This is a genomic window from Pseudomonas sp. NFACC24-1, assembly GCF_900115235.1.
GTDB classification, from domain to species: Bacteria; Pseudomonadota; Gammaproteobacteria; order Pseudomonadales; family Pseudomonadaceae; genus Aquipseudomonas; species Aquipseudomonas fluorescens_AA.
In genome coordinates this window covers 119,890-146,780 of sequence record NZ_FOVS01000002.1, presented here as the reverse complement: position 1 = coordinate 146,780, position 26,891 = coordinate 119,890, and the positions used below count along the sequence as shown (strand labels likewise).

The following is a 26,891-nucleotide window of genomic DNA, read 5'->3' as shown; positions in this document are numbered from 1 at the left end:
GCACCTCATCGGCGGGCCTGATGCCCGGCAATTCACAGGACGAACGTCGCTGGCGCTGCCGGGAAGCGCGGGCCATAGTTTTGTTCCCGCGGCCGAAAGTGCCCGCCACGAATAAAACAGAGACTGGCCATGACCAAGACTCTCCACCACCGTGCGTGCCATCTGTGTGAAGCCATCTGCGGCTTGACCCTCGAAACCACCGAAACCGACGGCCAGGGCCTGGCGATCACCTCGATCAAGGGCGATGCGCTGGACACCTTCAGTCGCGGTCACATCTGCCCCAAGGCAGTGGCCCTGCAAGATATCCAGAACGATCCGGACCGCTTGCGCCAACCCATGCAGCGCATCGGCAACGAATGGCACCCCATCGCCTGGGACGATGCCTTCGCGTTGGTGGCCGCGCGCCTGGCGGATATCCAGGCGCGCCACGCCCAGAACGCGGTGGCGGTCTACCAGGGCAACCCCAGCGTGCATAACTATGGGCTGATGACCCACAGCAACTACTTCCTGGGCCTGTTGAAGACCCGCAGCCGTTTCTCGGCAACCTCGGTGGACCAACTGCCCCATCACCTGACCAGCCACCTGATGTATGGCCACGGCTTGCTACTGCCGATTCCGGACATCGATCACACCGACTTCATGCTGATCCTGGGCGGCAACCCATTGGCCTCCAACGGCAGCATCATGACCGTGCCGGACGTGGAGAAGCGCCTCAAGGCGATCCAGGCCCGTGGTGGCAAAGTGGTGGTGGTCGATCCGCGCCGCAGCGAAACGGCGGCCATTGCCGACCAGCATGTCTTCGTGCGTCCCGGGGGCGATGCCGCGCTGCTGTTTGGCTTGCTCGATACCCTGTTCAGCGAAGGCCTGACCCGTGACAGCCATCTGCCGGTGGACGGCCTGGACGAGGTGCGCGCGGCCGTTGCTGCTTTCACGGCTGAAGCGATGAGCCCGCTTTGTGCGGTGCCGGCCGCGCAGATCCGGCAATTGGCCCGGGACTTCTCCGCCGCCCCGTCAGCGGTGTGCTACGGGCGGATGGGGGTGTCGACCCAGGCGTTCGGTACGCTGTGCCACTGGCTGATCCAGGTGATCAACCTGGTGACCGGCAATCTGGATCGGGTGGGCGGTGCGCTGTGTACCGAGCCGGCGGTGGACCTGGTGGCGACCACCTCGGGTGGGCATTTCAATCGCTGGCAGAGCCGGGTGTCCGGGCGTCCCGAGTACGCAGGGGAGCTGCCGGTGTCGGCCCTGGCCGAGGAGATGCTGACCGAGGGCGAAGGCCAGATTCGGGCGCTCGTCACCGTGGCCGGCAACCCGGTGTTGTCTACACCCAACGGGCGGCAATTGGAGCAGGCCCTGGATGGGCTGGAGTTCATGGTCAGTGTCGATCTGTACATCAACGAAACCACCCGTTACGCCGACCTGATCCTGCCCTCGACCTCGGCCCTGGAAAACGATCATTACGACACCACTTTCAACCTGTTCGCGGTGCGCAACGTGACCCGCTTCAACCGGGCGATCCTGCCCAAGCCCGAGGGGGCGCTGCACGACTGGGAAATCTTTGTCGGCCTGGCCAAGGCCTTCGCTGCCCGGACCGGCAAAGCGCTCAAGCCGACCATGCCGCCGGCGCAGATGATCGATCTTGGCCTGCGCAGCGGAGCGTATGGCGACGCCTCGCCGCACAAACTGTCTCTGGCGACCTTGTTCGACCATCCCCATGGCATCGACCTCGGCGCACTCAAGCCCAACCTGGCCCCGCGCTTGAAAACCGAAAACCAGCGAGTGCAGGCCGCGCCGGCGGTGATTCTCGCCGACCTTGCGCGCTTTGCCGCGTTACAGGCGCCAGAACCGGATGAGCTGCTGATGATTGGCCGCCGCCATGTGCGCAGCAATAACTCCTGGATGCATAACTTCCATCGACTGGTGAAGGGCAAGCCACGTCATCAATTGCTGATGCACCCGGATGACCTCGCCTCCCGCGGCCTTGCCGACGGGCAGCGTGTGACGGTCAGTTCGCGGGTGGGGGCCATCGAAGTCGAGGTGCTGGGCAGCCTGGACATGATGAAAGGCGTGGTCAGCCTGCCCCACGGTTGGGGTCATGCCCGGCCGGGCGTGCAGATGACCATTGCCAGCGGACAGCCAGGCTCCAGCGCCAATGACCTGACCGATGATTGCCAGCTCGATGAGTTGTCCGGCAACGCGGCGCTCAACGGTGTACCGGTGAAGGTGGCGGCTGCGTAGAATTGTCTCTGAGCAGCACGTTCTGCTTTCCGTTACAATGCGCCACCGTGTCGACAACTGACGTCGCAAAGTTTAAGCCGAGGTGCTCCGTGGATATCATCGAAACGATTAAAGACCAGATTGCCAACAACACCATCCTGCTTTACATGAAAGGCTCGCCGAACGCGCCACAATGCGGTTTCTCGGCCAAGGCTGCTCAGGCTGTGATGGCGTGTGGCGAGAAGTTTGCCTACGTGGACATCCTGCAGAACCCGGAAATCCGCGCCAACCTGCCCAAGTACGCCAACTGGCCAACCTTCCCGCAATTGTGGGTGGGCGGTGAGCTGATCGGCGGTAGTGACATCATGACCGAGATGGCCGCCGACGGTTCCTTGCAGACCACGATCAAGGCAGCGGTAGAAAAAGCGGCGAACAAGACCGAAGCCTGATACGCGATGATCCGTTTGCCACATATGATGGGGTAAACGCGGACGTGTGGGAGCGGGCTTGCTCGCGAATGCGGTGGATCAGCTAGCACTTTTTTACCTGACCCACCGCATTCGCGAGCAAGCCCGCTCCCACAGTGGGTTTTCGGTGGCCTGGGAATCCAGGCAATAAAAAGCCCCGCCTCTCGAAAGAGGGCGGGGCTTTTTAGTGGCCTGCTGCCGGGGAAGGTTACTCTTCGCCCATCTGCGATTGCAGGTAGTTCTCAAGACCGACTTTGTCGATCAGGCCCAGTTGGGTTTCCAGCCAGTCGATGTGCTCTTCCTCGGATTCGAGGATGTCTTCCAGCAGTTCACGGCTACCGAAGTCGCCAACGCTTTCGCAATGGGCAATGGCGGCCTTCAGGTCGGCGTGGCCGGTGCGCTCGATGCGCAGGTCGCACTCGAGCATTTCCCGGGTGTGTTCGCCGATGTGCAGTTTGCCCAGGTCCTGGACGTTCGGCAGGCCTTCGAGGAACAGGATGCGCTTGATCAGTTTGTCCGCGTGTTTCATCTCGTCGATGGACTCGTGGTACTCGTGCTTGCCCAGCTTGTTCAGGCCCCAATCCTCGTACATGCGCGCATGCAGGAAGTATTGGTTGATCGCGACCAGCTCATTGGCAAGGATCTTGTTGAGATGCTGGATGACTGTAATGTCGCCTTTCATGATGAGGCCTGCCCTGTAATAGCTGTGTATAGGGCGGAGTTTGAGCCGCGCATTTACCAGTGTCAAACCTAAGTTATTGAATAATAAATGAAAATTAATCGGAATAAGAATGTTTGTGTTCCGCGTCTGGACGCTAAGCATTTGATTTACAGACATAAAAAAACCGGACATTGAGTCCGGTTCCTTGAAAAGCTGTCTTTACGCGGCAGTAAATTCTACCGGGTAGGGGATCGAGGCCTGTGCCGTTTGCACCTTGGCGAGGGTTTCACGCACCACTTCCTTGGCCAGGCAGGCACATTTGCCGCATTGGCTGGCTACGCCGGTGGCCTGGCGGACTTCGCGATAGCTGCAGCAACCTTCATAGATCGCTTCGCGGATTTGTCCGTCGGTGACGCCAGTGCAGAGGCATACATACATAAGTGAGAACCGTCGCTGGTTGTGACTCAATTGAGACGGATCTTAATGTTAACGAGAATGATTGTCAAAGTGGTTTCTCAAGGTCTTGCGCCTGAGCGATGCCAGGCTGACGAACGGTTTTTTCCTTGGCCAACAAAGGCGGTACGCAGCGGGGCGGCGATTTTTCGATACCACCGAAAAACCGTTGAAGACAGTCCAAATGTGCGGTGTATGATGGTCGGCCCTTGCAAGCGGGTTCGTGTCACAGGGCTGTCGCCTGAGGGTGGCAGGCTGGCCCGGACTTTGTTTTCACGCTAATTACATCAGGAGATATCCAATGAGCGTACTCGTAGGCAAACAAGCCCCTGACTTCACCGTGCCAGCCGTGCTTGGCAACGGCGAAATCGTCGACAGCTTCACCCTGTCCTCGGCCATCAAAGGCAAATACGGCCTGGTGTTCTTCTATCCGCTGGACTTCACCTTTGTCTGCCCGTCCGAGCTGATCGCACTGGATCACCGCATGGAAGACTTCAAGGCGCGCAACGTTGAAGTGATCGCTGTTTCGATCGACTCGCACTTCACCCACAACGCCTGGCGCAACACCCCGATCAACAATGGCGGTATCGGTCAGGTGAAATACACCATGGCTGCCGACATGAAGCACGAAATCGCCAAGGCCTACGACGTTGAGTCCGAAGGTGGTGTGGCCTTCCGTGGCGCCTTCCTGATCGACGACAAGGGCGTTGTCCGTTCGCAGATCATCAACGACCTGCCGCTGGGCCGTAACATGGAAGAGTTGATCCGTCTGGTCGACGCGCTGCAATTCCACGAAGAGCACGGCGAAGTCTGCCCGGCCAACTGGAAAAAAGGCGACAAGGGCATGACCGCATCGCCTGAAGGCGTTGCCGCTTACCTGGGCGAGCACAGCGACAAGCTGTAAGCGCTTCCAGGCATAAAAAAACCGGCCCTCGATGGGCCGGTTTTTTTATGGGTGTTCCAAAGCAGAATACAGTCCTGTGGCGAGGGGATTTATCCCCGCTGGGCCGCGAAGCGGCCCCAAACCTGTCAATTGAGTTTGCCTGGCTCACCTTTCTGGGACTGCTGCGCAGTCCAACGGGGATAAATCCCCTCGCCACAAAAGGCCAAGCTTGGCTCTATGTCAGTCGTCGAAATCCTGCCAGCCGCCCATCTCTTTCCACCGGTTGACGATGCCGCAGAACAGCTCGGCGGTCTTCTCGGTGTCGTAGCGGGCCGAGTGTGCCTCACGGCCATCGAAATCGATGTCGGCTGCCTGGCACGCCTTGGCCAGGACGGTCTGGCCATACGCCAGGCCAGCCAGGGTCGCGGTGTCGAAGCTGGAGAACGGGTGGAACGGGTTGCGCTTCATGTCCAGGCGCGCGACGGCGGCGTTGAGGAAGCCCAGGTCGAAGCTGCTGTTGTGCCCGACCAGGATCGCGCGCTTGCAACCGTTGGCCTTGAGCGCCTTGCGCACACCACGGAAGATGTCGGTCAGGGCCGTTTCTTCGCTGACGGCCATGCGCAGCGGGTGATCGAGCTTGATCCCGGTGAACTCCAAAGCCGCCGCTTCGACGTTGGCGCCTTCGAACGGTTCGACACGGAAGAAATAGGTGTGGTCAGGGAACACAAAGCCTTTTTCGTCCATGCCGATGGTGGTCGCGGCGATTTCCAGCAAGGCGTCGGTGGCGGAATTGAAACCACCGGTTTCTACATCGACGACGACCGGCAGATAACCACGGAACCGCGCGGCCATGGGGTGACGGGCGCCGCCCGAACCACCGTTGCCGTCCAGTTCGTCGTCGAAATGATCTTCACTCACGCGTTTTCCTCCAGCAGGCGCCAGCGCAGTTTTTCACCGGCGCGCAGCGGGATGACGGTCTGCTCGCCGAAAGGCAGGCTGACGGGGGCGGTCCATTCGTCACGGACCAGGGTAATACGGTCGGTGTTCACCGGCAGGCCATAGAAGCGCGGGCCATGCAGGCTGGCGAAGCCTTCGAGTTTTTCCAGCGCATTGCGCTGTTCGAACGCCTCGGCGTACATCTCGATGGCGGCATAGGCGGTGTAGCAGCCGGCACAACCACAGGCCGCTTCCTTGGCGTGACGGGCGTGGGGCGCCGAGTCGGTGCCGAGGAAAAACTTGGCGCTGCCGCTGGTGGCGGCGTCCAGCAAGGCTTCCTGGTGGGTATTGCGCTTGAGGATCGGCAGGCAATAGAAGTGCGGCCGGATCCCGCCCACCAGCATGTGGTTGCGGTTGTACAGCAGGTGGTGGGCGGTAATGGTCGCGCCGACGTTGGCCGGGGCCTCGTTGACGAACTGTACGGCATCGCCGGTGGTGATGTGTTCGAACACCACCTTGAGGGTCGGGAAACGCTCCACGACACGGCGCATGTGCTCGTCGATGAAGATCTTCTCGCGGTCGAACACATCGACGTCGCCCCGGGTAACCTCACCATGGATCAACAACGGCATGCCGACTTCGGCCATGGCCTCCAGTGCCGGGAAGATCTTGTCGATGCTGGTGACACCGGAATCGGAGTTGGTCGTCGCGCCGGCAGGATACAGCTTGGCGGCATGGACAAAACCGCTGGCCTTGGCGTCGCGAATCTCTTCGGGCTGGGTGCGGTCGGTGAGGTAAAGCACCATCAGCGGTTCGAAGCGGCTGCCAGCCGGGCGCGCGGCGAGAATACGCTGGCGATAGCCATCGGCCTCGGCGGCGTTGCGCACGGGCGGAACCAGGTTAGGCATGATGATTGCGCGCCCGAAGGTGCGCGCGACATCGGCGACGGTATGGGTCAACACAGCACCATCGCGAAGATGAATATGCCAGTCGTCGGGACGCAGCAGGGTCAGGCGGTCGGACATTGGGGGGCTTCCAGGCGGGTCAAACTCTGGGGAATGCTACCGGAAAAGACCGATTCAGGCACCCGCTATCAAGTTCTGCCACAACTTACCGATAGCTCCTACAGGTGTGCCACGAATCCGTGCGATGCCCCATGCCCTCAAGCATGCGTCGATCTTTGTATAAAAGTCAGTGGAGCCTCCCGTGCGCCAGCGTTATCTAGCCTTGCTCAGTGTGTTTGCCAGCCTTCCCGCCATGGCGCTCACTTTCCAGACCCGTCTGGAGAGCATCGAGTGGACGGTCGAAGGCGACAAGTTCGAGTGCCGGCTCAGCCAGCCGATCACCGATTTCGGCACTGGCGAGTTCGTGCGCCGGGCGGGCGAGCAGGCCACGTTCCGCCTCAAGAGTTATAACCCGATGCTGGGCGGCGGTTCGGCCACCTTGTTGGCGGCGGCCGCACCGTGGCAACCGGGGCGCGGCGATATCAACCTGGGCTCGGTCAGCATTGGCAGTGGCGATGTATTGTTCAACAGCTCCCAGGTCCAGGCCGGACGCTTGATCAGTGGGCTGATGGACGGTCGTAGCCCTGTGGTACGGCGCAACACCGAGGACGGTCGAGTGTCGGAAGTCCGCTTGCTGCCGGTGCGTTTCAACAAAGCCTTCAGCGATTATCAGAGCTGTGTGGCCAAGTTGTTGCCGAAGAATTTCGAACAGGTGAAGCAGACCCAGATCGGCTTCCCCGGCGAGGAAGTCGAACTCGATGCCCGGGCCAAGGCCCAGTTGCAGGTGATGCTCGACTTCATCAAGGCCGATCCGAGCGTCAATCATGTCGAGCTTGACGGTCACTCCGACAACAGCGGCAATCGCCTGACCAACCGCGAACTGTCGCGCCGCCGGGCCCTGGCAGTCCAGGATTTCTTCAAGGCCAATGGTTTCCAGGAGTCGCAGATTACCCTGCGCTTCCACGGCGAGCGTTATCCCTTGGTGCCCAACACCAACGCCGCCAACCGGGCCAAGAACCGTCGCGTGGTCGTGCGCCTCGAGCGCGTGGCGGCTAGCGAAGCACCGGCACCCCAGGCTCCCGCCGCGCAGCCCGCACCGGCTGCGGCCCCTGCCAAGGTGCCGGCGCCCACCGCGGCGCCGGCCAAGACACCGGCACCCACGCCCGTCGGGACGACTGCGCGGACCTCCTGATTCGATTTTGACCGTCGCGCGTTCGACATAATCTGTCGCTTCGTCGTCATAAGCTGTCGCGCCCCTGTAAATTATTCGCGCTGGACGTTAGACTTCACGGCTTTCCGTACAACCCGTGGAGTGATGGCATGGCGGACGTAAACAAGGTCGTTCTGGCGTATTCCGGCGGCCTGGACACTTCGGTGATCCTGAAGTGGCTGCAGGACACTTATAACTGTGAAGTGGTGACCTTCACCGCTGACCTGGGGCAGGGCGAGGAAGTCGAGCCTGCACGCGCCAAGGCCCAGGCCATGGGCGTCAAAGAGATCTACATCGATGACCTGCGCGAAGAGTTCGTCCGCGACTTCGTGTTCCCGATGTTCCGCGCCAACACCGTTTACGAAGGCGAGTACCTGCTGGGTACGTCCATCGCCCGTCCGTTGATTGCCAAGCGCCTGATCGAAATCGCCAACGAAACCGGCGCCGATGCCATTTCCCACGGCGCTACCGGCAAAGGCAACGACCAGGTGCGTTTCGAGCTGGGCGCCTATGCCCTCAAGCCGGGCGTGAAAGTCATCGCCCCGTGGCGTGAATGGGATTTGCTGTCCCGTGAAAAACTGATGGACTACGCCGAGAAGCACGCGATTCCAATCGAGCGTCACGGCAAGAAGAAATCCCCGTACTCGATGGATGCCAACCTGCTGCACATCTCCTATGAAGGCGGCGTGCTGGAAGACACCTGGACCGAGCACGAAGAAGACATGTGGCGTTGGACCGTCTCCCCGGAGAAGGCCCCCGATACTCCGCAATACCTGGAGCTGACCTATCGCAATGGCGATATCGTCGCGCTGGACGGCGTGGAAATGAGCCCGGCCACTGTGCTGGCGACCCTGAACCGCATTGGCGGCGAACACGGCATCGGTCGTCTGGACATCGTCGAGAACCGCTATGTCGGCATGAAGTCCCGCGGCTGCTACGAAACCCCGGGCGGTACCATCATGCTGCGCGCTCACCGGGCGATCGAATCGATCACCCTGGACCGCGAAGTGGCTCACCTCAAGGACGAGCTGATGCCCAAGTACGCCAGCCTGATCTACACCGGCTACTGGTGGAGCCCTGAGCGTCTGATGCTGCAGCAGATGATCGACGCCTCCCAGGCTCACGTGAATGGCGTGGTACGCCTGAAGCTGTACAAGGGCAACGTGATCGTCACCGGGCGCAAGTCCGACGAGTCGCTGTTCGACGCCAACATCGCGACCTTCGAAGAAGACGGCGGTGCCTACAACCAGGCCGACGCGGCTGGCTTCATCAAGCTCAACGCCCTGCGCATGCGCATCGCGGCGAACAAGGGTCGCAAGCTGTTCTGACCCTGGCGATAAAAAAACGGCCTGCCTTGAGCAGGCCGTTTTTTTTGCCCTCTGTTTTGCGCGGGTAGCCTATTGGCTGCAGCACTGTCTCCTGATGGCTCATCCATCCTGCCCGTGGCTTGCAAGGTCTGTGTGGTGGTAAATGACGTACACGACGGTGCCGGCGTGCTTCAAATGCTCAGGTCGGCAAGTTTCGCTCAGGCGGCGGCATAGCATGCAAAAGGTGTCCGGCGGTTCATGCCTGGGGCGATGAAGACCTATCAGTCGCCGCCGTTGGTCCTTGCCCGCTCGACGCAACATTCGTTTGCGCCGACACGTCGCGTCATCCATGGTCTTTATGAAGTGTTTGCTCTTGCGGAAATCCGAAGGTGAATACAAGGAGCGATAATTGAAGTTGAGGGTGATGAAAAAAAGCAGCAATAAGTAAAAGGGAAAGCTGATCAGGAACCAGAGATAATATTCACGGTCCTGGTCATCGAGAAAAGGCAGGGAAATAGCCGCGGACGTTTCGGATAAAGTTGCGAATATGGCGATAAGGGTCATGGGGTTGGTGATGGTCTTCAAAGGTTTGTTCATGGTTAAGGCTCATGGAATATTCATGCTCGGTGAGTGGGTTGAAAAAATAAATATCATTAGTTGATAGGTTATTGCTGAAACCATCAGGGTATCGATTTTTTTATATCGGATGCCTGAACGTCTCTTATATATGAATTTCCATTGCTGAAGTGAGGGGAGGCAGTTTTAACAGTAAATAATTCAGTTACTCTTTATGAGTGAAGTGCTTTCCGTTGAGCGGTCCGCAGGCAGGCATGGCGACGAAAGAGCGCATTATTCATCGGGGTACCGGATGCTCAAGGGCGGTCGGTCCTTCTCTGTAAAAAATTGAGGACACATTTTTCCCGGCGGGATTTGTAGGAGTTTTCTGTATAGCTTGTAGGATCTGTCTCTCGGTGCGAGCGGTCAGGGGGGGGCGGCATGCCAAGGTAGAAATGACTAGGCTATTGTGCGTGCTCTAAAAATTCGAACAGCGAAGTTGGATTTGCCCATGAATAAAGTGCTGATCGTGGATGATCATCCCGTCATTCGTCTTGCTGTACGTTTGCTGATGGAGCGTCATGGTTATGAGGTCGTTGCCGAAACCGACAACGGCGTCGATGCGTTACAACTTGCTCGTGAACTTATGCCCGATATCGTCATTCTCGATATCGGTATTCCGAAGCTGGACGGGTTGGAGGTCATTGCCCGTTTGACGGCCATACCATCGTCAATGAAGGTATTGGTACTGACTTCCCAGGCGCCTGGACATTTTTCAATGCGCTGCATGCAGACAGGGGCGGCCGGGTATGTCTGCAAGCAACAGGACCTTACTGAATTATTAAGTGCAATCAAGGCAGTGCTGTCCGGCTACAGTTACTTTCCCAACCAGGCATTGCATACGGTGCGATCGAGCCTGGGTAATGCCAGTGAGTCCGATATGGTCGATCGGTTGTCGGGGCGGGAGATGATGGTCTTGCAGCAACTGGCGCGCGGCAAGACCAACAAGGAAATCGCCGATGGAATGTTCTTGAGCAACAAGACCGTCAGTACTTACAAGACCCGTCTGTTATTGAAGCTCAATGCCCGTTCGCTGGTCGACCTGATCGAGCTGGCGCAGCGCAATGGGTTGGTGTGAGGCTGCTGTCACGCGTACTCAGTAAAAAGCCTCCATCAGGGAGGCTTTTACGTGTCAGAGGTCAAAGTCGTAATCGGCCAGTTGCTTCTGTAAACGACGCTCTTCCAGCAGGTTATCGATGGTGCGGCGCTTGCTCAGGTTGGTTTTCGCTACTTCCGGCACGACCGCAGGTTCACCGTCGTCGGCCTCAACGGCGATGAATTCGTCTTCTACATCCAGTTGTTCTTTGCCAGCACTCATGGGTTCGACTCCAGGCTAAGACTGCCATTGGCGCTCCTTATATCGATAAACCACGGGCTGGTAAAAAAGATTTTTTCAATCGATAGATCGATAAAAGCAATAGCGTCTCAATCGTCCGAGGTCTTGTGCTTGTATTCGCATAAATCTTCGATTCGACAGCTGCCGCAGCGGGGCTTGCGCGCCAGGCAGACGTAGCGTCCATGGAGGATGAGCCAGTGATGGGAGTCCAGCAGGTATTCCTTGGGGACAAACTTCATCAGCTTCTTCTCCACCTCCACCACGTTTTTGCCGGGGGCCAGCCCGGTACGGTTGCTGACGCGGAAAATGTGGGTGTCGACCGCCATGGTCAACTGCCGGAAAGCGGTATTGAGCACGACGTTGGCGGTTTTGCGGCCGACGCCTGGAAGGGCTTCCAGCGCTTCACGGGTCTGCGGGATTTCGCTGCCGTGGCGCTCGATCAGCAGGCGGCAGGTTTCGATCACGTTTTTGGCCTTGCTGTTGAACAGACCGATGGTCTTGATGTACTCGGATAACCCTTCGACGCCCAGGGCGTAGATCGCCTCCGGGGTGTTGGCGACCGGGAACAATTTAGCCGTGGCCTTGTTGACGCCGACGTCGGTGGACTGGGCCGACAGGATGACCGCGATCAGCAACTCGAACGGCGAGGAATAGGCCAGTTCGGTTTTCGGTTCCGGGTTGTCCTCGTGAAAGCGACGGAATATTTCCAGGCGTTTTGCGGCGTTCATGGGCTCGGCGTTTCCTCGGTGGTTGAAGGGGATTTGGCTGTCGTCCAGGCCTGTCGAGCCGCCAGCAGCAGCCCGAGCAGAATGAACCCGCCCGGGGCGAGCAAGGCCAGGGGCAGGCCGCTGCCGATCAGCTCCCGCAGGGCGCCCAGGCTGACCATCAAGAGACCGAACACCCCAGCCAGCCTGAGGCGTCCAGGCAAACGAGACTCAACGAAGAAACCCGCATGTTCCAGCGCCACGCAGCTCAAGGCGATCCAGCCCAGGTAAAGGCTCAGCGGTCGATACAGTTCCAATGCCCAGGCCTGGACGACAAAACCTATGCAGGTGGTCAGGGTAGCGGCCAGCACGATGGCGGCGAGCAGTTGTTGCGCGGTTGTCAGGCGTTGTCGGACACACCCCATCGCCAAGCTCTGGCAGAAGAGCATCAAGGCCCAGGCCAGCCATAGCACCAGCGCGGCCATCAGCGAATCGCTGGCGCCCACCAGCGGGACGAGCAGCAGGCCGTGTGTCAGGCCCCATGGCTTATTCATTGGCAGGCACTCCCAACTGAGCCTTGTGCTCGTCGAAGTAACGCAACGCGTCGTGAACCGCTTGGACCACCGCCCGGGACGTCACCGTTGCGCCGGCCAGTTGATCGAACTGTCCCTGGTCCTTCTTCAGGGCCCAGCCGCTGTCGTCAGGCGCCTGGCGTGATTTGCCGATGAAGACCTGCATCCAGGTGTTCGGCCAGCCGGCAATCGCCGCGCCCAACCCGGGTGTTTCGGCTTGGCGCAGCGTCTTGACGCCCAGCAGCCGGCCCTGTGGGTCGATGGCGACCAGCAATTCGATGCTGCCTTCATAGCCCGGCGCCTGGCTACGCAGCAGCACGGCGCTGGGCTGGCCATTGCGGGTCGCCAGATAACCGCCCAGCAGCGAGCTATGGGCCAAGGTCACCGAGGCGGTGAAAACGGGGTGCGCCAATGGCTGATTGTCGTAGAGGTCGGTGGGCAGCACCTCAAGCAAGGTCCTGTTCGCCAACGCTTGCCGCTGGGCCTCGATGCGCCCAGCGGTGCCGAGGTGTGTGAGGTAAGTGGCACTGCTACCGAGGCCGATCAACAGGATCAGGATTGCCACGCCGCGGGGATTCTTCATGTCAGTGGCCGCCGTTGTCGCGCCTCGGCAAACCGGTCCAGTGCCGGCACGCCGAGGTTCATCAGCAACACCGCGAACGCTACGCCATCGGGGTAGCCACCCCAAGTGCGGATCAGGTAGACCAGCAGCCCCATGCCCGCGCCAAACAGCAGGCGGGCGAGAGGGGCCTTGGCGCCCGAGACTGGCTCGGTCGCGATAAAAAACGCGCCAAGCATGGTTGCGCCGCTGAACAGATGAAACAGCGGTGAGCCATGGGAGTCGGACCCCGACCCGTTCCAGCACAGCAGGCTGACGATAAACAGGCTCGCCAGCAGACCCACCGGCGCATGCCAGCTGAACACCCGTTGCTGCAACAGAAACAGACCGCCTGCCAGGAAGGCCAGATTGACCCATTCGGCACCGCGGCCACCGAAACGCCCGAACGCCGGATCGCTGGCGAACAGTTCATCGATGGTCAGGCTCGTGTTCGTCCTCAGGCTGTCCAGCGCGGTGGCCCCGGCCCAGGCGTCGGGCGCCGGATGAGTGCCGAACACCTGTTGCAAGCCTTCAAGCAGGCCCAAGCTGTGGGACGCGGGACTCATATAGGCGGGAAACGCCACCAACACCAAGGCATAGCCGAGCATTGCCGGGTTGAACGGGTTGCTACCGACGCCGCCCCACAGGTGCTTGCCGAACAGCAAGGCGCAGGCGGCCGCGGTGACGGTCAGCCACCAGGGACAATACGCCGGCAAGGCCAGGGCCAACAGCGTGGCACTGACCAGCGCGCTGCCATCGTTCAGCTCGGGTTTGAGCGGTCGGCGGCGCAAACGCAGGACCAACGCCTCGACCGCCAGCGCAGTGAGGCCGGACAACAGCAGGTTGAGCGCCACGCCCCAGCCCTGAAACCACAGTAGCGCCAGTACGCCGGGCAGTGTCGCCAGCAACACCCGCGTCATCGCTGGCCGCAGCCGTTCGTCCATGGGCTCAGGAAGCGGCATGGACGTCCACCTGGCGTTCGGCATCCTTCACCGCTTGCTCCAACGCCTGCAGTTGTTCATCCGATGCCGCTGCCGTACGGGCTTTGCTGAGTTCGGCGCGGCGCATCGCCAGTTGGATCTTGGCCCGCTTCAGTTCGGCGCTTTGTGCCGGAGCCGGGGCTGGAGTGGTCACTGGTGCGGCGTTTTCCAGTTGGCTCAGGGCCTGCTCGGCCGCTTCGAACTGGCGTTGCAGCAGGATCAGTTGCGACTGCTGCTCGAAGGTTGGTGGATGGCCGAACGCTTTCAAGGATTTGTTCAACTGCGCCCGACTCATGGCCAGGTCAACCTTGGCTTTTTTCAAGGCGGCATCGGCGGTGGCGGCTTTTTGCGCGCGCACGCGTTCCAGTGCGGCTTGTACGGGATCGAGCGGCCGCTCCTGTTCCTTGGCCTGGGCCGCGCGCTGGGTACGGGCCAAGCGCTCCGCCTGACGCTGTTCTTCTTCGCGGCGCAGGCGCGCATTGCGCTGTTCGAAGCGGCGCCGGGCGTGGTTGCGCTTGGCCGTTCGCGCCTGTTGCTCGGCGGCGCTGAAGGCCAGGCCGCCGACAATCGGCAACACGTTTGCCGTCGGCAGAGGCCGCATTTCGATGCAGTCGACCGGGCAGGGCGCCACGCACAGGTCACAGCCGGTGCATTCGTCGATGAGGACGGTGTGCATCAGCTTGGCCGCGCCGACAATCGCGTCCACCGGACAGGCCTGGATGCACTTGGTGCAGCCGATGCATTCGGCTTCGCGGATGAAGGCGATTTGCGCCGGAGCCACGCCGCGGCTGGTGTCCAGTTCCAGCACTGGTATTTTCATCAGCTCGGCCAGGGCCGCGATGGTTTCGCGCCCGCCGGGCGGGCATTTGTTGATCGGCTCGCCTTGGGCGATGCCTTCGGCGTAGGGCTTGCACCCGGGGTGGCCGCACTTGCCGCATTGGGTCTGCGGCAACAGGGCGTCGATACGTTGAATCAGGCTCATGTTTTGACCAGCCCGCGCAATCCGAGAAAGGCCACCGCCATCAGTCCGGCACTGATCAACTGAATCGGCAGGCCCCGAAAGGGCAAGGCAATAGCGTGATTGAAGGTGCGCTGGCGCAGATCGTCGAACAGGCCCAGCACCAGCCAGAAGCCTAGCCCGGCCCCCAGGCTCAGCGCCACGGCGTGGCCCAGGCCTCGGTCTTCCTGACCGTTGAGCAGCGTGACGCCCAGGATGCCGGCATTGCCGAGCAACAGCGGCCACAACCCTTCGAATGACCATGCTGGCAGCCAGCGCGCCAGCAGGCGCAGCAAGGGCCCGATCAGCAGCACGCTCAAGGGCAGCCAGACCAACAGGCGCAGGAATGTCAGATTCGCTGGCACGAGCACCCCATGGTCGACCAGATAACCCAGGGTGCCGACGATCAGCATCAGGCACGCCGTTGCCAGGCCCAGGGCGTGCACCTGCCTTCTGCCGTTGGCTGCCAGCAGCGGATCGACGCCCAGCGGCCAATGCAACACCAGGTTGTTGATCAGGGCAGCGCTGAACAGCGTGAGGACGATTTCGGTCATGGGCGTGTGGGCGACAAAGGGCCTGTTACAAGATTAGGCATTATCCGGCACGCCGGGAGTGCGGGCCAGATATGAAAATCCCACAGCCACCTGCAAGGCGACTGTGGGATCGGTGCAGCACGCGGTCGCGTTACTTGATCCGCTGGCCCGGCTTGGCGCCGCTGTCAGGGCTCAACAGGTAGATTTCCTCGCCACCGGGGCCCGCCGCCATCACCATGCCTTCGGAGATACCGAAGCGCATTTTGCGCGGCTTGAGGTTGGCGATCATCATCGTCAACCGACCTTCGAGCTTGGCCGGGTCCGGGTAGGCACTCTTGATACCGGAGAACACATTGCGTTGCTCATCGCCGATGTCCAGGGTCAGGCGCAGCAGCTTGTCGGCCCCTTCGACGGCCTCGGCCTTGACGATCAGCGCCACGCGCAGGTCAACGGCGGCGAAAGCGTCGAAGTCGATTTCCGGCGACAACGGATCCTTGGTCAACTCACCGTTGCCGGTCGGGCCGCCGGTGTCGGTCTGGCTGGCGGCCAGGTCTTCCTTGGACGCGTCGATCATGGCTTGGACCTTGGTGGCATCGATACGGGTCATCAACGGCTTGAACGCGTTCAACTGATGGTTGCTCAGCAGCGTCTGGTGGTCGTTCCAGGTCAGCGGCGCGACGTTCAGGAAGGCTTCGGCATCCGCGGCCAGCAACGGCAGCACCGGCTTGAGGAAGATCACCAACTGGCGGAACAGGTTGATGCCCAAGGCGCAGATGGCCTGGACTTCGTCCTGCTTGCCTTCCTGCTTGGCCAGCGACCATGGAGCCTTGTCGGCGATCCAGGCATTGGCACGGTCGGCCAGGGCCATGATTTCGCGCATGGCGCGGGCAAAGTCGCGGCTCTCGTAGGCATCGGCGATGCTCGGCGCCGCCGCCAGGAAAGCGTCGGTCAGTTCCGGCGCAGCGTTACCGGCGACCAGGACCCCTGCATTCCCCTTGTGGATGAACCCGGCGCAACGGCTGGCAATGTTGACAACCTTGCCCACCAGGTCGGAGTTGACCTTCTGCACGAAGTCTTCGAGGTTCAGGTCCAGGTCGTCGACGCCGCGGCCGAGCTTGGCCGCGTAGTAGTAGCGCAGGTATTCCGGCGACAGGTGGTCCAGGTAGGTCCGGGCCTTGATGAAGGTGCCGCGGGACTTGGACATCTTCTGGCCATTGACGGTCAGGTAGCCGTGGACGTTGATGCCGGTGGGCTTGCGGAAACCGGCGCCTTCGAGCATGGCGGGCCAGAACAGCGCGTGGAAGTTGACGATGTCCTTGCCGATGAAGTGATACACCTCGGCCGTGGAGTCCTTGCCCCAGAACGCGTCGAAGTCCAGTTCAGGCGTGCGGTCGCAAAGGTTCTTGAAGCTCGCCATGTAGCCGATGGGCGCATCCAGCCACACGTAGAAATACTTGCCGGGCTCGCCGGGGATTTCGAAGCCGAAGTACGGCGCATCGCGGGAAATGTCCCACTCTTGCAGGCCGGAATCGAGCCATTCGGCGAGCTTGTTGGCCACCGCGTCGTGCAACGTGCCGCTGCGGGTCCAGGTTTGCAGCATCTCCTGGAAATCCGGCAGCTTGAAGAAGAAGTGCTGGGAGTCCCTGAGCACCGGGGTGGCGCCGGAAATCGCCGATTTCGGGTCCTTCAGGTCGGTCGGTGCGTAGGTGGCGCCGCATTTTTCACAGTTGTCGCCGTACTGGTCTTCGGTGCCGCATTTCGGGCAGGTGCCCTTGATGAAGCGGTCGGCCAGGAACATGTTCTTTTCCGGGTCGAAATACTGGGTGACCGAACGGGTAGCGATGTGCCCGGCGTCACGCAGCTTCAGGTAGATCTGGCTCGACAGCTCACGGTTTTCTTCGGCGTGAGTGGAGTGGAAGTTGTCGAAGTCCACCAGGAACTCGGCAAAGTCGGCGCTGTGTTCGGCCTGGACGTTGGCGATCAGTTGTTCCGGGGTGATGCCTTCCTTTTCCGCACGCAGCATGATGGCCGAACCGTGGGCGTCGTCGGCGCAGACATAGATGCACTGGTTGCCGCGATGTTTCTGGAAGCGCGTCCACATATCGGTCTGGATGTATTCCAGCATATGGCCGAGGTGAATCGAACCATTGGCATAGGGCAGGGCGCTGGTGACGAGAATCTTGCGTGGCTCGGACATGGGGCTCGGCTACTTGATGAAACGGAGGTCGGCCACTATAAAGCGCTGGGAAATATATTTCACCCCACTGGCCTGTTTCCGCATGCATCGGTTGGGAACGGCGAAAGGCCTGAGCCAGGCACAATCTGTGGCGAGGGGATTCATCCCCGCTGGGTTGCGAAGCAACCCCAAGACCCGGCACCTCGGTGAGTCAGGCTCGTCAGGTTCGAATGTTTTGGGACTGCTGCGCAGTCCAGCGGGGATGAATCCCCTCGCCACAAAAGGTGTTCGCCCTGCTGTAATCGGGTCGCCACGCGCAAGCGCGGGGCGTAGGATAGCGGCCTGTTTTTCAAGTCTTGCTATCGGAGTTGCCCATGAGCGCCGTCAACCGCGCAGCGGTGGAAACCGTCCTTCGCCAGTACACCGACCCCTACCTGAACCAGGACCCGGTCAGCGCCGGATGCGTGCGCGCCATCGACATCCAGGGCGATCGCGTCAGTGTCCAGCTGGAAATCGGCTACGCCGCCGACCTCTTCAAGAGCGGCTGGGCGCAGATGCTGCAAATGGCGATCGAAGGCCTGGACGGCGTGACAGCCGCGACAGTCAAGGTCACCAGCGTGATCGCTGCCCATAAGGCCCAGGCGCAGGTGCCGGGGCTGGCCAACGTCAAGAACGTGATCGCCGTGGCCTCGGGCAAGGGCGGGGTGGGCAAGTCCACCACCGCCGCCAACCTGGCCCTGGCCCTGGCCCGTGAAGGGGCGAAGGTCGGGATTCTCGACGCGGACATCTACGGCCCGAGCCAGGGCATCATGTTCGGGATCGCCGAGGGCACCCGGCCCCAGATCAAGGACCAGAAGTGGTTCGTGCCGCTGCAATCCCATGGCGTGGAAGTCATGTCCATGGCCTTCCTGACCGACGACAACACGCCGATGGTCTGGCGCGGGCCGATGGTTTCCGGGGCCTTGCTGCAACTGGTCACGCAAACCGCGTGGGGCGACCTGGATTACCTTGTGATCGACATGCCGCCGGGCACCGGCGATATCCAGCTGACGCTGGCGCAGAAAGTCCCGGTGGCCGGTGCGGTGATCGTCACCACTCCCCAGGACCTGGCCCTGCTGGACGCGCGCAAGGGCGTGGAGATGTTCCGCAAGGTGAACATCCCTGTGCTGGGCGTGGTAGAGAACATGGCCGTGCACATCTGCTCCAATTGCGGACATGCCGAGCACCTGTTCGGCGAAGGTGGCGGGGAAAAACTGGCGACCCAGTACGGCGTCGAATTGCTGGCTTCGCTGCCGCTGTCGATGGTGATCCGTGAACAGGCCGACGGCGGCAAACCGACGGTCATCGCCGAACCGGACAGCCAGATCGCCATGGTCTATCAGGAACTGGCCCGCCACGTGGGCGCGCGGATTGTGTTGCAGGAGGCCGCTTCACCGGCGATGCCGAACATCACCGTCAGCGACGATTGATCGCACGCTGGCCCTTGTGGGAGCGGGCTTGCTCGCGAATGCGGTGTGTCATTCAACAGATAAGTTGACTGATCTACCGCATTCGCGAGCAAGCCCGCTCCCACATTTGTTCAGGGTGACTTCAGATCCGCAACCCGCCATCCATCTCCAAGATCCGACCGGTGTAGTAGTCATTTTCGAAGATATACGCCGCCGAATGGGCGATCTCCTCGGGCTTGCCCATGCGCTTGAGCGGAATCCCCGAGGTCATTTTCTCCAGGGCTTCGGGTTTCATGCCCAGGGTCATCTCGGTTTCGATGAAGCCCGGGGCGATGCCGGCGACACGGATGCCGTAGCGCGCCAGTTCCTTCGCCCAGGTCACGGTGGCGGCGGCCACACCGGCCTTGGCGGCCGAATAGTTGGTCTGGCCAACATTGCCGGCGCGGGAAATCGACGAGATATTGATGATGGCGCCGCTGTTTTTCAGTTCGACCATTTTCGCCGCCACTTCACGGGTGCACAGGAACACGCCGGTGAGGTTGACGTCGATCACGGCCTGCCACTGGGCCAGGCTCATCTTGGTCATTTCGCCGTCCTTGACCTTGAGCAGCAGGCCATCGCGCAGGATCCCGGCGTTGTTGATCAAGCCGTGGATCGCGCCGAAGTCCTCGGCCACCCGGGCAACCATGTCGATCACCTGATCTTCATTGGCGACATTGCATAGGTAGGCGCGGGCCTCGACGCCCTTGGCTGCGCAGGCGGCCACTGCCTGGTCGAGTTTTTCATGGTTGAGGTCCACCAGCGCCAGCTTTGCGCCTTTGTCGGCGAAATACTCGGCCATGGAACGGCCCAGGCCCTGGCAACCGCCGGTGATAATGATTACTTTGTCAGTGAGTTGCATTCTCATGTTCCAGATGGCGCAGCGGTGGAGGAGGACCTGTTGGGCGGTTTCTCGAATTTGTGACGGTGCAGCCCGACTGCACACGCGAACTGTCCCCTAGGTATATCGGAACATTACTCCAGTCGCCCGACCGTTTTCTAGACGGATTTCATAAGAGGAGTCATAAATTGAGCGTTGAAGCTGCCAGACATGCCCGGGAACTGCTGCTCAAGGAATACCGTGGAATGCTCTCCACTCATTCCAAATCCATGCCCGGCTTTCCGTTCGGCTCCGTCGTCCCGTATTGCCTGGACGCACAAGGCTGGCCGCTGATCCTGATCAGCCGCATTGCCCAGCACACTCACAACCTGCAAAAAGACCCCAAGTGTTCGATGCTGGTGGGCGAGCGCGGTGCCGAGGATGTGCAGGCCGTGGGGCGCCTGACCTACCTGGCCGAAGCCCGGAAGCTCGAAGACAGCGCCGCCATCGAAGCGGCCGCCGAGCGTTATTACCGCTATTTCCCTGACTCGCAGAACTACCATAAAGCCCATGACTTCGATTTCTGGGTGCTCGAGCCGGTGCGCCATCGCTACATCGGCGGCTTTGGCGCCATTCACTGGATCGACCGGCTCACCCTGGCCAACCCCTTCGCCGGCAAAGCCGAAGCCAGCATGATCGAGCACATGAACGCCGATCACGCCAAAGCCATCGCCCATTACGTGGAACTGGCCGGCCTGCCGAAAAGCGAACCGGCGCAACTGGTGGGCATCGACAGCGAGGGCATGCACCTGCGCATTGGCCTGGGCCTGCACTGGCTGGCGTTTGCGGCACCTTGCAACACGCCGACACAAGTGCGCGAAGCCTTGGTTTACTTGGCTCACGCCGAGCAATGGCCAAAAAATGCCGAGGCCGACGCTTGAATTCACGAAAGGGCGACGTCATTTAGGGTTTCATAGCAAGGCATTCTTGCGTTGAGGAACCATTTGATGCGCCCTTTTTTGTTGCTCTTTCTGCTGTTTCCGGTGTTGGAGCTGTTCGTATTCGTCAAGGTCAGCGGTGCGATCGGGTTTTTCCCGGCGTTGTTGCTGGTCATTCTCGGCTCGATGCTCGGCGTGTTCGTGCTGCGCATCGCCGGCCTCGCCACGGCATTGCGTGCCCGTGAAAGCCTGAACCGTGGCGAGCTGCCTGCCCAGACCATGCTCGAAGGCCTGATGCTGGCATTGGGTGGCGGCCTGTTGATCCTGCCAGGCTTTATCAGCGACGTGCTGGGCCTGGTCATGCTGTTGCCGTTCACCCGTCGGCTGCTGGCCAATAAAATGCGCCAGCGCGCCGAAGAGCAGGCGATGCGCCAGCGGGCCTTCGCCGATGACCTGCAGCCCCGTGGCGGGCCGGCTCCGCGAGAACCCCTGGGCCGTGAGCCCAACGTGATCGAAGGCGAATTCGAACATCGCGACCCCAAGTAAAAAACCGCGACACGGCACCTTCGGGTGCCGTGTTCGTTTTCGGTTCCGAGAAGTAAAAAATTTCATGCCGTGCCCTTGTAATCGCCTTGTGCGCCCTTATGTATGGGTCACCGCAAGGTTTCCGGTGGCAACACCGGACAGACTTCCGCGGTTCGCTTGACGAACCGCACCCGGCACAGCCGGATTCGTTAAACCCGCCGGGACTACACCGGCCGATGAAAACCACAATTAGGAGAGATCGACAATGAAGCTTCGTCCTCTGCATGACCGCGTCGTCGTCCGTCGCAGCGAAGAAGAAAAGAAAACCGCTGGCGGTATCGTCCTGCCAGGTTCGGCTGCTGAAAAGCCAAACCAGGGTGAAGTCCTCGCTGTAGGCCCAGGCAAGGCCCTGGAAAACGGTGAAGTACGTGCGCTGTCCGTGAAAGTGGGTGACAAGGTTGTGTTCGGCCCTTACTCCGGTAGCAACACTGTGAAAGTTGATGGCGAAGACCTGCTGGTTATCGGCGAGAGCGAAATTCTCGCTGTTGTCGAAGGCTGATTTCCCGCTCATTTTCCCGCGACTACAAAGTATTTAAGGAATATCGATCATGGCTGCTAAAGAAGTTAAATTCGGCGATTCCGCCCGCAAGAAAATGCTCGCCGGTGTCAACGTCCTGGCTGACGCAGTAAAAGCGACCCTGGGCCCGAAAGGCCGTAACGTGATCATCGAGAAGAGCTTCGGCGCTCCGACCATCACCAAGGACGGCGTTTCCGTAGCCAAGGAAATCGAGCTGAAAGATCGCTTCGAAAACATGGGCGCGCAGCTGGTCAAAGACGTTGCCTCCCGTGCCAACGATGACGCCGGTGACGGCACCACCACCGCGACCGTACTGGCTCAGTCGATCGTCAACGAAGGCCTGAAAGCCGTCGCTGCCGGCATGAACCCGATGGACCTCAAGCGCGGCATCGACAAGGCGACCATCGCCATTGTCAAAGAGCTCAAAGCCCTGTCCAAGCCATGCGCTGACACCAAGGCGATCGCTCAGGTCGGCACCATCTCCGCCAACTCCGACAACTCCATCGGCGACATCATTGCCGAAGCCATGGAAAAAGTCGGTAAAGAAGGCGTGATCACCGTTGAGGAAGGCTCGGGCCTGGAAAACGAACTGTCGGTTGTAGAAGGCATGCAGTTCGACCGTGGCTACCTGTCCCCGTACTTCGTCAACAAGCCGGACACCATGACCGCCGAGCTCGACGGCCCGCTGATCCTGCTGGTGGACAAGAAGATCTCCAACATCCGCGAAATGCTGCCCGTGCTGGAAGCCGTTGCCAAAGCCGGCCGCCCACTGCTGATCGTGGCTGAAGACGTTGAAGGCGAAGCCCTGGCGACTCTGGTTGTGAACAACATGCGTGGCATCGTTAAAGTCGCAGCCGTCAAGGCTCCAGGCTTCGGCGACCGTCGCAAGGCCATGCTGCAGGACATCGCCGTACTGACCGGCGGTACCGTGATCTCCGAAGAGATCGGCCTGAGCCTGGAAAGCACTACCCTGGAGCACCTGGGTAACGCCAAGCGCGTGATCCTGTCCAAGGAAAACACCACCGTGATCGACGGTGCCGGCGTCGAGGCTGACATCCAGGCTCGCGTGACCCAGATCCGCGCACAAGTGGCCGAGACTTCGTCCGACTACGACCGTGAAAAACTGCAAGAGCGCCTGGCCAAGCTGTCCGGCGGCGTTGCAGTGATCAAGGTTGGCGCCGGTTCCGAAGTTGAAATGAAAGAGAAGAAAGCCCGCGTTGAAGACGCCCTGCACGCTACCCGCGCAGCCGTCGAAGAAGGCGTGGTACCTGGCGGTGGCGTGGCACTGGTTCGTGCCCTGCAAGCCATCAGCGAACTCAAAGGCGACAACGATGACCAGAACGTGGGCATCCAGTTGCTGCGTCGCGCTGTAGAAGCACCGCTGCGCCAGATCGTTGCCAACTCCGGCGACGAGCCAAGCGTTGTGGTCGACAAGGTCAAGCAGGGTTCGGGTAACTATGGTTACAACGCTGCTACCGGCGAATACGGCGACATGATCGAAATGGGTATCCTGGACCCGGCCAAAGTGACTCGTTCGGCTCTGCAAGCGGCTTCGTCGATTGCCAGCCTGATGATCACCACCGAGGCGATGATCGCTGAAATCAAGGAAGACGCTCCAGCTGGCGGCGGCATGCCAGACATGGGCGGCATGGGTGGCATGGGCGGCATGATGTAAGCCAGCCTTACCCCTGTAGCGAAAAACCCCGCCTGCGAAAGCAAGCGGGGTTTTTTATTGCCTTGGATTCATGACGCGGTGCCAATCTCCCACATTGGGATGCGGTTCAGTTCAGGCATTGGCGGGACGGGTGACAGCGACACGCTCAGCCGTGGCGGCTGGTCGGTACAGGATGTAGTAGTAACACCCCAGGCAAATCAGCCAACAGAACACCGCCGTCCACACGTTATGGGAAAAGAAGTGCGCCCCTTGCATCATCCGCCCCAGGGAAAACACCGTGCCCAACGTAAAGGCGAATACCAAGGCCCGGCGGGCCAGGCGCGGGCGGCGGTCGCGCAGGACGAAGAACAGCGCAAACAATGTGAACCCGGTGGCGGCGTGACCGCCGGGCCAGCATCGACCGGGTTTGTCGGTGGCCGGGCGTGGGCTGAGCAGCTCACTGTAGGTTTCCTGGCCGCCGAACTCCTTCAGGCTCCAGGGGCATTGCACCGCCGTCACCGCTTTGATCGGTGTGACGAAGGACGTCGCCAGCGCCAGGGACAGCACCAGGCAACCCAGTTCCCGTTTGAACGGTTTGAGCCGGGCGATGAAAAACGTACCGATGAACCCGAGGATCGCCAGCACGGAGAACGCGATCACCACCTCCTTGGCTCGATCGTGCAGGATGTCCTCCAGAAAAAAACTGTGCCGACCGATAAAACCACCCGCCATCGGGTCGTAAAACAGCTTGGCCACGTCCATGTCCAGGGTGGTCAGTTCCAGCAGCACCAGAATGGCTGCGACAATGGCAGGCAGGCCCAAGGCAACCCGGAAATTCAGCGGTCTGGAAGCGGGGCGGATGGCGGTGGAGACCATGGCAATACCTTTGATGGGAGTTTTCTTAAGCAGCGCGTTGCGCAGTCTGGCCTGCGTCGCGTTGGGGCGGTGTGAATGTTGGGTGAAAAACTCGTCAATGACCGTGCAGCCCTGTTCCTGGGTGCACTTGGCCTTTGTGGGAGCGAGCTTGCTCGCGAAAGCGTCGCTACATTCAACATGGATGGCGGCTGATCCACCGCATTCGCGAGCAAGCTCGCTCCCACAGGGGGACCTGCACTGCTACGGCGGATACAACCCTAGCCGTGGGCCACGCTTGGCCGTAAGCTGCGCGGGCCAAGCCAGCCGTTAACTGTGTACGCAGAGGTGCCCATGCGAATTCTATTGGTCGAAGACAACCGCGACATCCTGGCCAACCTGGCCGATTACCTGGGGCTCAAGGGCTACACCGTCGATTGTGCCCAGGACGGTTTGTCGGGGTTGCACCTGGCGGCGACCGAACACTACGACCTGATCGTGCTCGATATCATGCTGCCAGGCATCGACGGCTACACCTTGTGCAAGCGCCTGCGCGAAGACGCCCGACGCGATACGCCGGTGATCATGCTCACCGCCCGGGATCAGTTGGATGATCGCTTGCAGGGCTTCAAGTCCGGCGCCGATGACTACCTGATCAAACCGTTCGCCTTGTCGGAACTGGCGGCGCGGATCGAAGCCGTCATGCGTCGAGCCCAGGGCGGTGGCCGGCGTGCCTTGCAGGTCGGCGACCTGAGCTACGACCTCGATACCCTCGAAGTGACGCGCGAAGGCAAGCTGCTCAAGCTCAACCCCGTGGGCCTCAAGCTGCTGGCGGTATTGATGCAGAAAAGTCCCCATGTGCTGCGCCGCGAAATCCTCGAGGAAGCGTTGTGGGGCGATGATTGCCCGGACAGCGACAGCTTGCGCAGCCATGTCCATCAACTGCGCCAGGTGATCGACAAACCGTTCGACAAGCCGTTGTTGCACACCGTGCACGGCGTCGGCTATCGCCTGGCCGAGGGCCGCGATGGAGTTTAAGCAGAGCCTCGCCCAACGGATCATCATCGCCTTTGCGCTGATGAGCGCATTGGTGGCAGGCGCTTTCGCCATGGGCATCGTGGCGACGGTCCATTTGGTCGAAGAGAAACTGATTTCCGCCGGGCTTGGCGGTGATTTGCAACGCCTGCTATTGATGGACAGTGTCTCGGACTGGAACCATCGGCCGGAACCCGACCAGTTGTTTTATTTCAGCGGCGGCCCGGGGGACTTCGAGTTGCCCAAGGATCTGCGCCATCTGGAGCGCGGTTTCCACGAGGTGTTTCGCGAGCAGTTGTCCTATCACGCCATGGTCGAGATCGTTGACGGCCGACACTATGTGTTGCTGCAAGACCAGAGCGACTTCGAAGAGCGCGAACGGGTGCTGTTCGCCGTGGTGCTGGTGGGCTTCGTGCTCAGCCTGGCGCTGGCGGTATTTCTGGGCTGGGTCCTGGCACGTCGGGTGATGGCGCCCGTGGTCCGCCTGGCCCGGCAAGTGCGTCATCGCGATCAGCTCCTGGGGCTCGCGCCGCCGCTGGCCCCGGATTATGCCGCCGATGAGGTGGGTGAACTGGCGGTGGCGTTCGACGCCACACTGGGGCGTTTGCGCCAGGCCTTGACCCGCGAGCGGTTGTTTACCAGCGACGTGAGCCACGAGTTGCGCACACCGTTGATGGTCCTGGCGACCTCGTGTGAGTTGCTGTTGGAAAACCCGGCGCTGGACCCGCGCGGTCGTACCCAGGTCGAGCGCATCAATCGGGCCAGTGAAGAGATGCGCGAGCTGGTGCAGACCTTCCTGATGCTCGCCAGGGCCGAGCGTGAAGACAACGGCATGTCGCCTCGGCTGACCCTGGGGCAGGTGGCCGAGAACCTCCTTGGCGTGTGGCGTGCCCCCATCGAATCCAAAGGCCTGACGTTGATCTTCGAACCTGGGCAAACCGTCGACACTCTGTATAACGCCACGTTCCTGACGGCCGTGATGGGCAATCTGTTGCGTAACGCCCTGCACTACACCGACCAGGGATACATCCGCCTTTCGCTGACCACCACCGGATTCGTGGTCGAGGACAGCGGCGTGGGGATCCCGGAGGAGAAGCGCGAGGCGATGTTCGAGCCGTTTGTGCGCGGTAACGAAAAACGCGGCGAGGGCTTGGGATTGGGCTTGTCCCTGGTGCAGCGCATTTGCGAGAACCAGGGCTGGACAGTCAGCCTCAGTACGATGGAGCCCAATGGTTGCCATTTCGAGGTGGAATTGAATCCAAAGGGCTAAACCTCTATGCCGAAAAGTCTTGTAAACATTGGAGCGTTTACCTGACTTTATTTTCACAAAGGCATGACATTCCGATTCATAAGG

27 protein-coding genes and 1 pseudogene are annotated in these 26,891 nt (G+C 60.7%); 13 read left to right on the top strand and 15 right to left on the bottom strand.

The features are described from left to right. Positions 1–129: 129 nt before the first annotated feature. Together BM317_RS02860 and grxD are read left to right on the top strand one after the other, a co-directional pair. Positions 130–2,238 carry a molybdopterin oxidoreductase family protein gene (locus tag BM317_RS02860; protein WP_092473016.1) on the top strand — a complete coding sequence of 703 codons (2,109 nt, stop codon included), beginning with the start codon at positions 130–132 and terminating at the stop codon, positions 2,236–2,238. A gap of 89 nt (positions 2,239–2,327) precedes the next feature. Next, complete coding sequence (grxD, locus tag BM317_RS02855; protein WP_092176255.1) at positions 2,328–2,666, top strand: Grx4 family monothiol glutaredoxin; 339 nt, start codon at positions 2,328–2,330, stop codon at positions 2,664–2,666. Positions 2,667–2,892: 226 nt separating this feature from the next. Here the strand turns inward: grxD and bfr are convergent, their stop codons facing one another. Together bfr and BM317_RS02845 are read right to left on the bottom strand one after the other, a co-directional pair. Then, positions 2,893–3,366 (bottom strand): bacterioferritin, encoded by a 474-nt coding sequence (gene bfr, locus BM317_RS02850; RefSeq protein WP_003178701.1) that lies wholly within the window; start codon positions 3,364–3,366, stop codon positions 2,893–2,895. A 198-nt stretch (positions 3,367–3,564) separates the two neighbouring features. Then, complete coding sequence (locus tag BM317_RS02845) at positions 3,565–3,783, bottom strand: bacterioferritin-associated ferredoxin (RefSeq protein ID WP_003178704.1); 219 nt, start codon at positions 3,781–3,783, stop codon at positions 3,565–3,567. 316 nt (positions 3,784–4,099) lie between these two features. Between BM317_RS02845 and BM317_RS02840 the strand changes: the two genes are divergently transcribed. Beyond that, positions 4,100–4,702, top strand: a complete 603-nt coding sequence (locus BM317_RS02840; RefSeq protein WP_092176252.1) for a peroxiredoxin — start codon at positions 4,100–4,102, stop codon at positions 4,700–4,702. A gap of 219 nt (positions 4,703–4,921) precedes the next feature. Here the strand turns inward: BM317_RS02840 and rnt are convergent, their stop codons facing one another. Together rnt and pyrC are read right to left on the bottom strand one after the other, a co-directional pair. Further along, entirely contained in the window at positions 4,922–5,599 is a 678-nt protein-coding gene (gene rnt, locus BM317_RS02835; protein ID WP_003204947.1) for a ribonuclease T, read from the bottom strand. Beyond that, on the bottom strand, positions 5,596–6,642 hold the full coding sequence (gene pyrC, locus BM317_RS02830; RefSeq protein ID WP_060740940.1) for a dihydroorotase: 1,047 nt from the start codon (positions 6,640–6,642) through the stop codon (positions 5,596–5,598). The genes rnt and pyrC overlap by 4 nt, the downstream gene beginning before the upstream one ends. Positions 6,643–6,823: 181 nt before the next feature. Between pyrC and BM317_RS02825 the strand changes: the two genes are divergently transcribed. Together BM317_RS02825 and BM317_RS02820 are read left to right on the top strand one after the other, a co-directional pair. Further along, a complete protein-coding gene (locus BM317_RS02825; protein WP_092176243.1) occupies positions 6,824–7,813 on the top strand; it encodes a flagellar protein MotY in 990 nt (329 codons plus the stop codon). Positions 7,814–7,941: 128 nt separating this feature from the next. Further along, positions 7,942–9,159: an argininosuccinate synthase gene (locus BM317_RS02820; protein ID WP_003204943.1), complete on the top strand. Its 1,218-nt coding sequence runs from the start codon at positions 7,942–7,944 to the stop codon at positions 9,157–9,159. A gap of 318 nt (positions 9,160–9,477) precedes the next feature. On the opposite strand, the pseudogene BM317_RS30675 reads toward BM317_RS02820, so the two are convergent. Then, positions 9,478–9,735: pseudogene (locus BM317_RS30675) on the bottom strand (hypothetical protein); the annotation flags it as partial. Between the two features lie 469 nt (positions 9,736–10,204). On the opposite strand from BM317_RS30675, the gene BM317_RS02810 reads away from it, so the two are divergent. Beyond that, positions 10,205–10,831 (top strand): response regulator transcription factor, encoded by a 627-nt coding sequence (locus BM317_RS02810; protein ID WP_053124532.1) that lies wholly within the window; start codon positions 10,205–10,207, stop codon positions 10,829–10,831. A 54-nt stretch (positions 10,832–10,885) separates the two neighbouring features. Here BM317_RS02810 and BM317_RS02805 read toward each other — a convergent pair whose 3' ends face one another. The 8 genes from BM317_RS02805 to metG form a co-directional block, all read right to left on the bottom strand. Beyond that, entirely contained in the window at positions 10,886–11,071 is a 186-nt protein-coding gene (locus BM317_RS02805; RefSeq protein WP_072408699.1) for a PA3496 family putative envelope integrity protein, read from the bottom strand. A gap of 107 nt (positions 11,072–11,178) precedes the next feature. After that, entirely contained in the window at positions 11,179–11,817 is a 639-nt protein-coding gene (gene nth, locus BM317_RS02800; protein WP_053124528.1) for an endonuclease III, read from the bottom strand. Continuing rightward, positions 11,814–12,347 (bottom strand): Rnf-Nqr domain containing protein, encoded by a 534-nt coding sequence (locus BM317_RS02795; RefSeq protein WP_092473014.1) that lies wholly within the window; start codon positions 12,345–12,347, stop codon positions 11,814–11,816. The genes nth and BM317_RS02795 overlap by 4 nt, the downstream gene beginning before the upstream one ends. Continuing rightward, positions 12,340–12,948 carry an RnfABCDGE type electron transport complex subunit G gene (locus BM317_RS02790; RefSeq protein WP_092473013.1) on the bottom strand — a complete coding sequence of 203 codons (609 nt, stop codon included), beginning with the start codon at positions 12,946–12,948 and terminating at the stop codon, positions 12,340–12,342. The genes BM317_RS02795 and BM317_RS02790 overlap by 8 nt, the downstream gene beginning before the upstream one ends. Then, a complete protein-coding gene (locus BM317_RS02785) occupies positions 12,945–13,925 on the bottom strand; it encodes an RnfABCDGE type electron transport complex subunit D (protein WP_092176228.1) in 981 nt (326 codons plus the stop codon). The genes BM317_RS02790 and BM317_RS02785 overlap by 4 nt, the downstream gene beginning before the upstream one ends. Beyond that, positions 13,912–14,925, bottom strand: a complete 1,014-nt coding sequence (gene rsxB, locus BM317_RS02780) for an electron transport complex subunit RsxB (RefSeq protein WP_092176223.1) — start codon at positions 14,923–14,925, stop codon at positions 13,912–13,914. The genes BM317_RS02785 and rsxB overlap by 14 nt, the downstream gene beginning before the upstream one ends. Beyond that, the gene (locus BM317_RS02775) at positions 14,922–15,494 is read right to left on the bottom strand and encodes an Rnf-Nqr domain containing protein (protein WP_092473011.1); all 573 of its coding nucleotides are present in this window, start codon (positions 15,492–15,494) and stop codon (positions 14,922–14,924) included. Before BM317_RS02775 ends, rsxB begins: the two co-directional genes overlap by 4 nt. 130 nt (positions 15,495–15,624) lie before the next feature. Continuing rightward, positions 15,625–17,670, bottom strand: coding sequence for a methionine--tRNA ligase (metG, locus tag BM317_RS02770; protein WP_092473009.1), 2,046 nt, complete (start codon positions 17,668–17,670; stop codon positions 15,625–15,627). 353 nt (positions 17,671–18,023) lie between these two features. Here metG and apbC point away from each other — a divergent pair, with 353 nt between their 5' ends. Continuing rightward, positions 18,024–19,118 carry an iron-sulfur cluster carrier protein ApbC gene (gene apbC / locus BM317_RS02765; RefSeq protein ID WP_092473007.1) on the top strand — a complete coding sequence of 365 codons (1,095 nt, stop codon included), beginning with the start codon at positions 18,024–18,026 and terminating at the stop codon, positions 19,116–19,118. A gap of 121 nt (positions 19,119–19,239) precedes the next feature. Here the strand turns inward: apbC and BM317_RS02760 are convergent, their stop codons facing one another. Beyond that, positions 19,240–19,998 carry an SDR family oxidoreductase gene (locus BM317_RS02760; protein ID WP_092473005.1) on the bottom strand — a complete coding sequence of 253 codons (759 nt, stop codon included), beginning with the start codon at positions 19,996–19,998 and terminating at the stop codon, positions 19,240–19,242. Positions 19,999–20,165: 167 nt separating this feature from the next. Between BM317_RS02760 and BM317_RS02755 the strand changes: the two genes are divergently transcribed. The 4 genes from BM317_RS02755 (at position 20,166) to groL (ending at position 23,671) form a co-directional block, all read left to right on the top strand. Beyond that, complete coding sequence (locus BM317_RS02755; protein ID WP_092176202.1) at positions 20,166–20,897, top strand: HugZ family pyridoxamine 5'-phosphate oxidase; 732 nt, start codon at positions 20,166–20,168, stop codon at positions 20,895–20,897. Between the two features lie 66 nt (positions 20,898–20,963). Further along, complete coding sequence (locus BM317_RS02750) at positions 20,964–21,440, top strand: FxsA family protein (protein WP_060740954.1); 477 nt, start codon at positions 20,964–20,966, stop codon at positions 21,438–21,440. Between the two features lie 244 nt (positions 21,441–21,684). Then, positions 21,685–21,978 (top strand): co-chaperone GroES, encoded by a 294-nt coding sequence (locus BM317_RS02745; RefSeq protein WP_024619193.1) that lies wholly within the window; start codon positions 21,685–21,687, stop codon positions 21,976–21,978. Positions 21,979–22,027: 49 nt separating this feature from the next. Further along, positions 22,028–23,671, top strand: coding sequence for a chaperonin GroEL (groL, locus tag BM317_RS02740; RefSeq protein WP_053124505.1), 1,644 nt, complete (start codon positions 22,028–22,030; stop codon positions 23,669–23,671). A gap of 111 nt (positions 23,672–23,782) precedes the next feature. On the opposite strand, the gene BM317_RS02735 is transcribed toward groL, so the two are convergent. Further along, a complete protein-coding gene (locus BM317_RS02735; RefSeq protein WP_092175394.1) occupies positions 23,783–24,526 on the bottom strand; it encodes a phosphatase PAP2 family protein in 744 nt (247 codons plus the stop codon). 330 nt (positions 24,527–24,856) lie between these two features. Between BM317_RS02735 and colR the strand changes: the two genes are divergently transcribed. Both colR and BM317_RS02725 read left to right on the top strand, forming a co-directional pair. After that, a complete protein-coding gene (colR, locus tag BM317_RS02730) occupies positions 24,857–25,540 on the top strand; it encodes a two-component system response regulator ColR (protein WP_025215158.1) in 684 nt (227 codons plus the stop codon). Continuing rightward, positions 25,530–26,807 (top strand): sensor histidine kinase, encoded by a 1,278-nt coding sequence (locus BM317_RS02725; protein WP_092175397.1) that lies wholly within the window; start codon positions 25,530–25,532, stop codon positions 26,805–26,807. The genes colR and BM317_RS02725 overlap by 11 nt, the downstream gene beginning before the upstream one ends. Positions 26,808–26,891 lie beyond the last annotated feature (84 nt).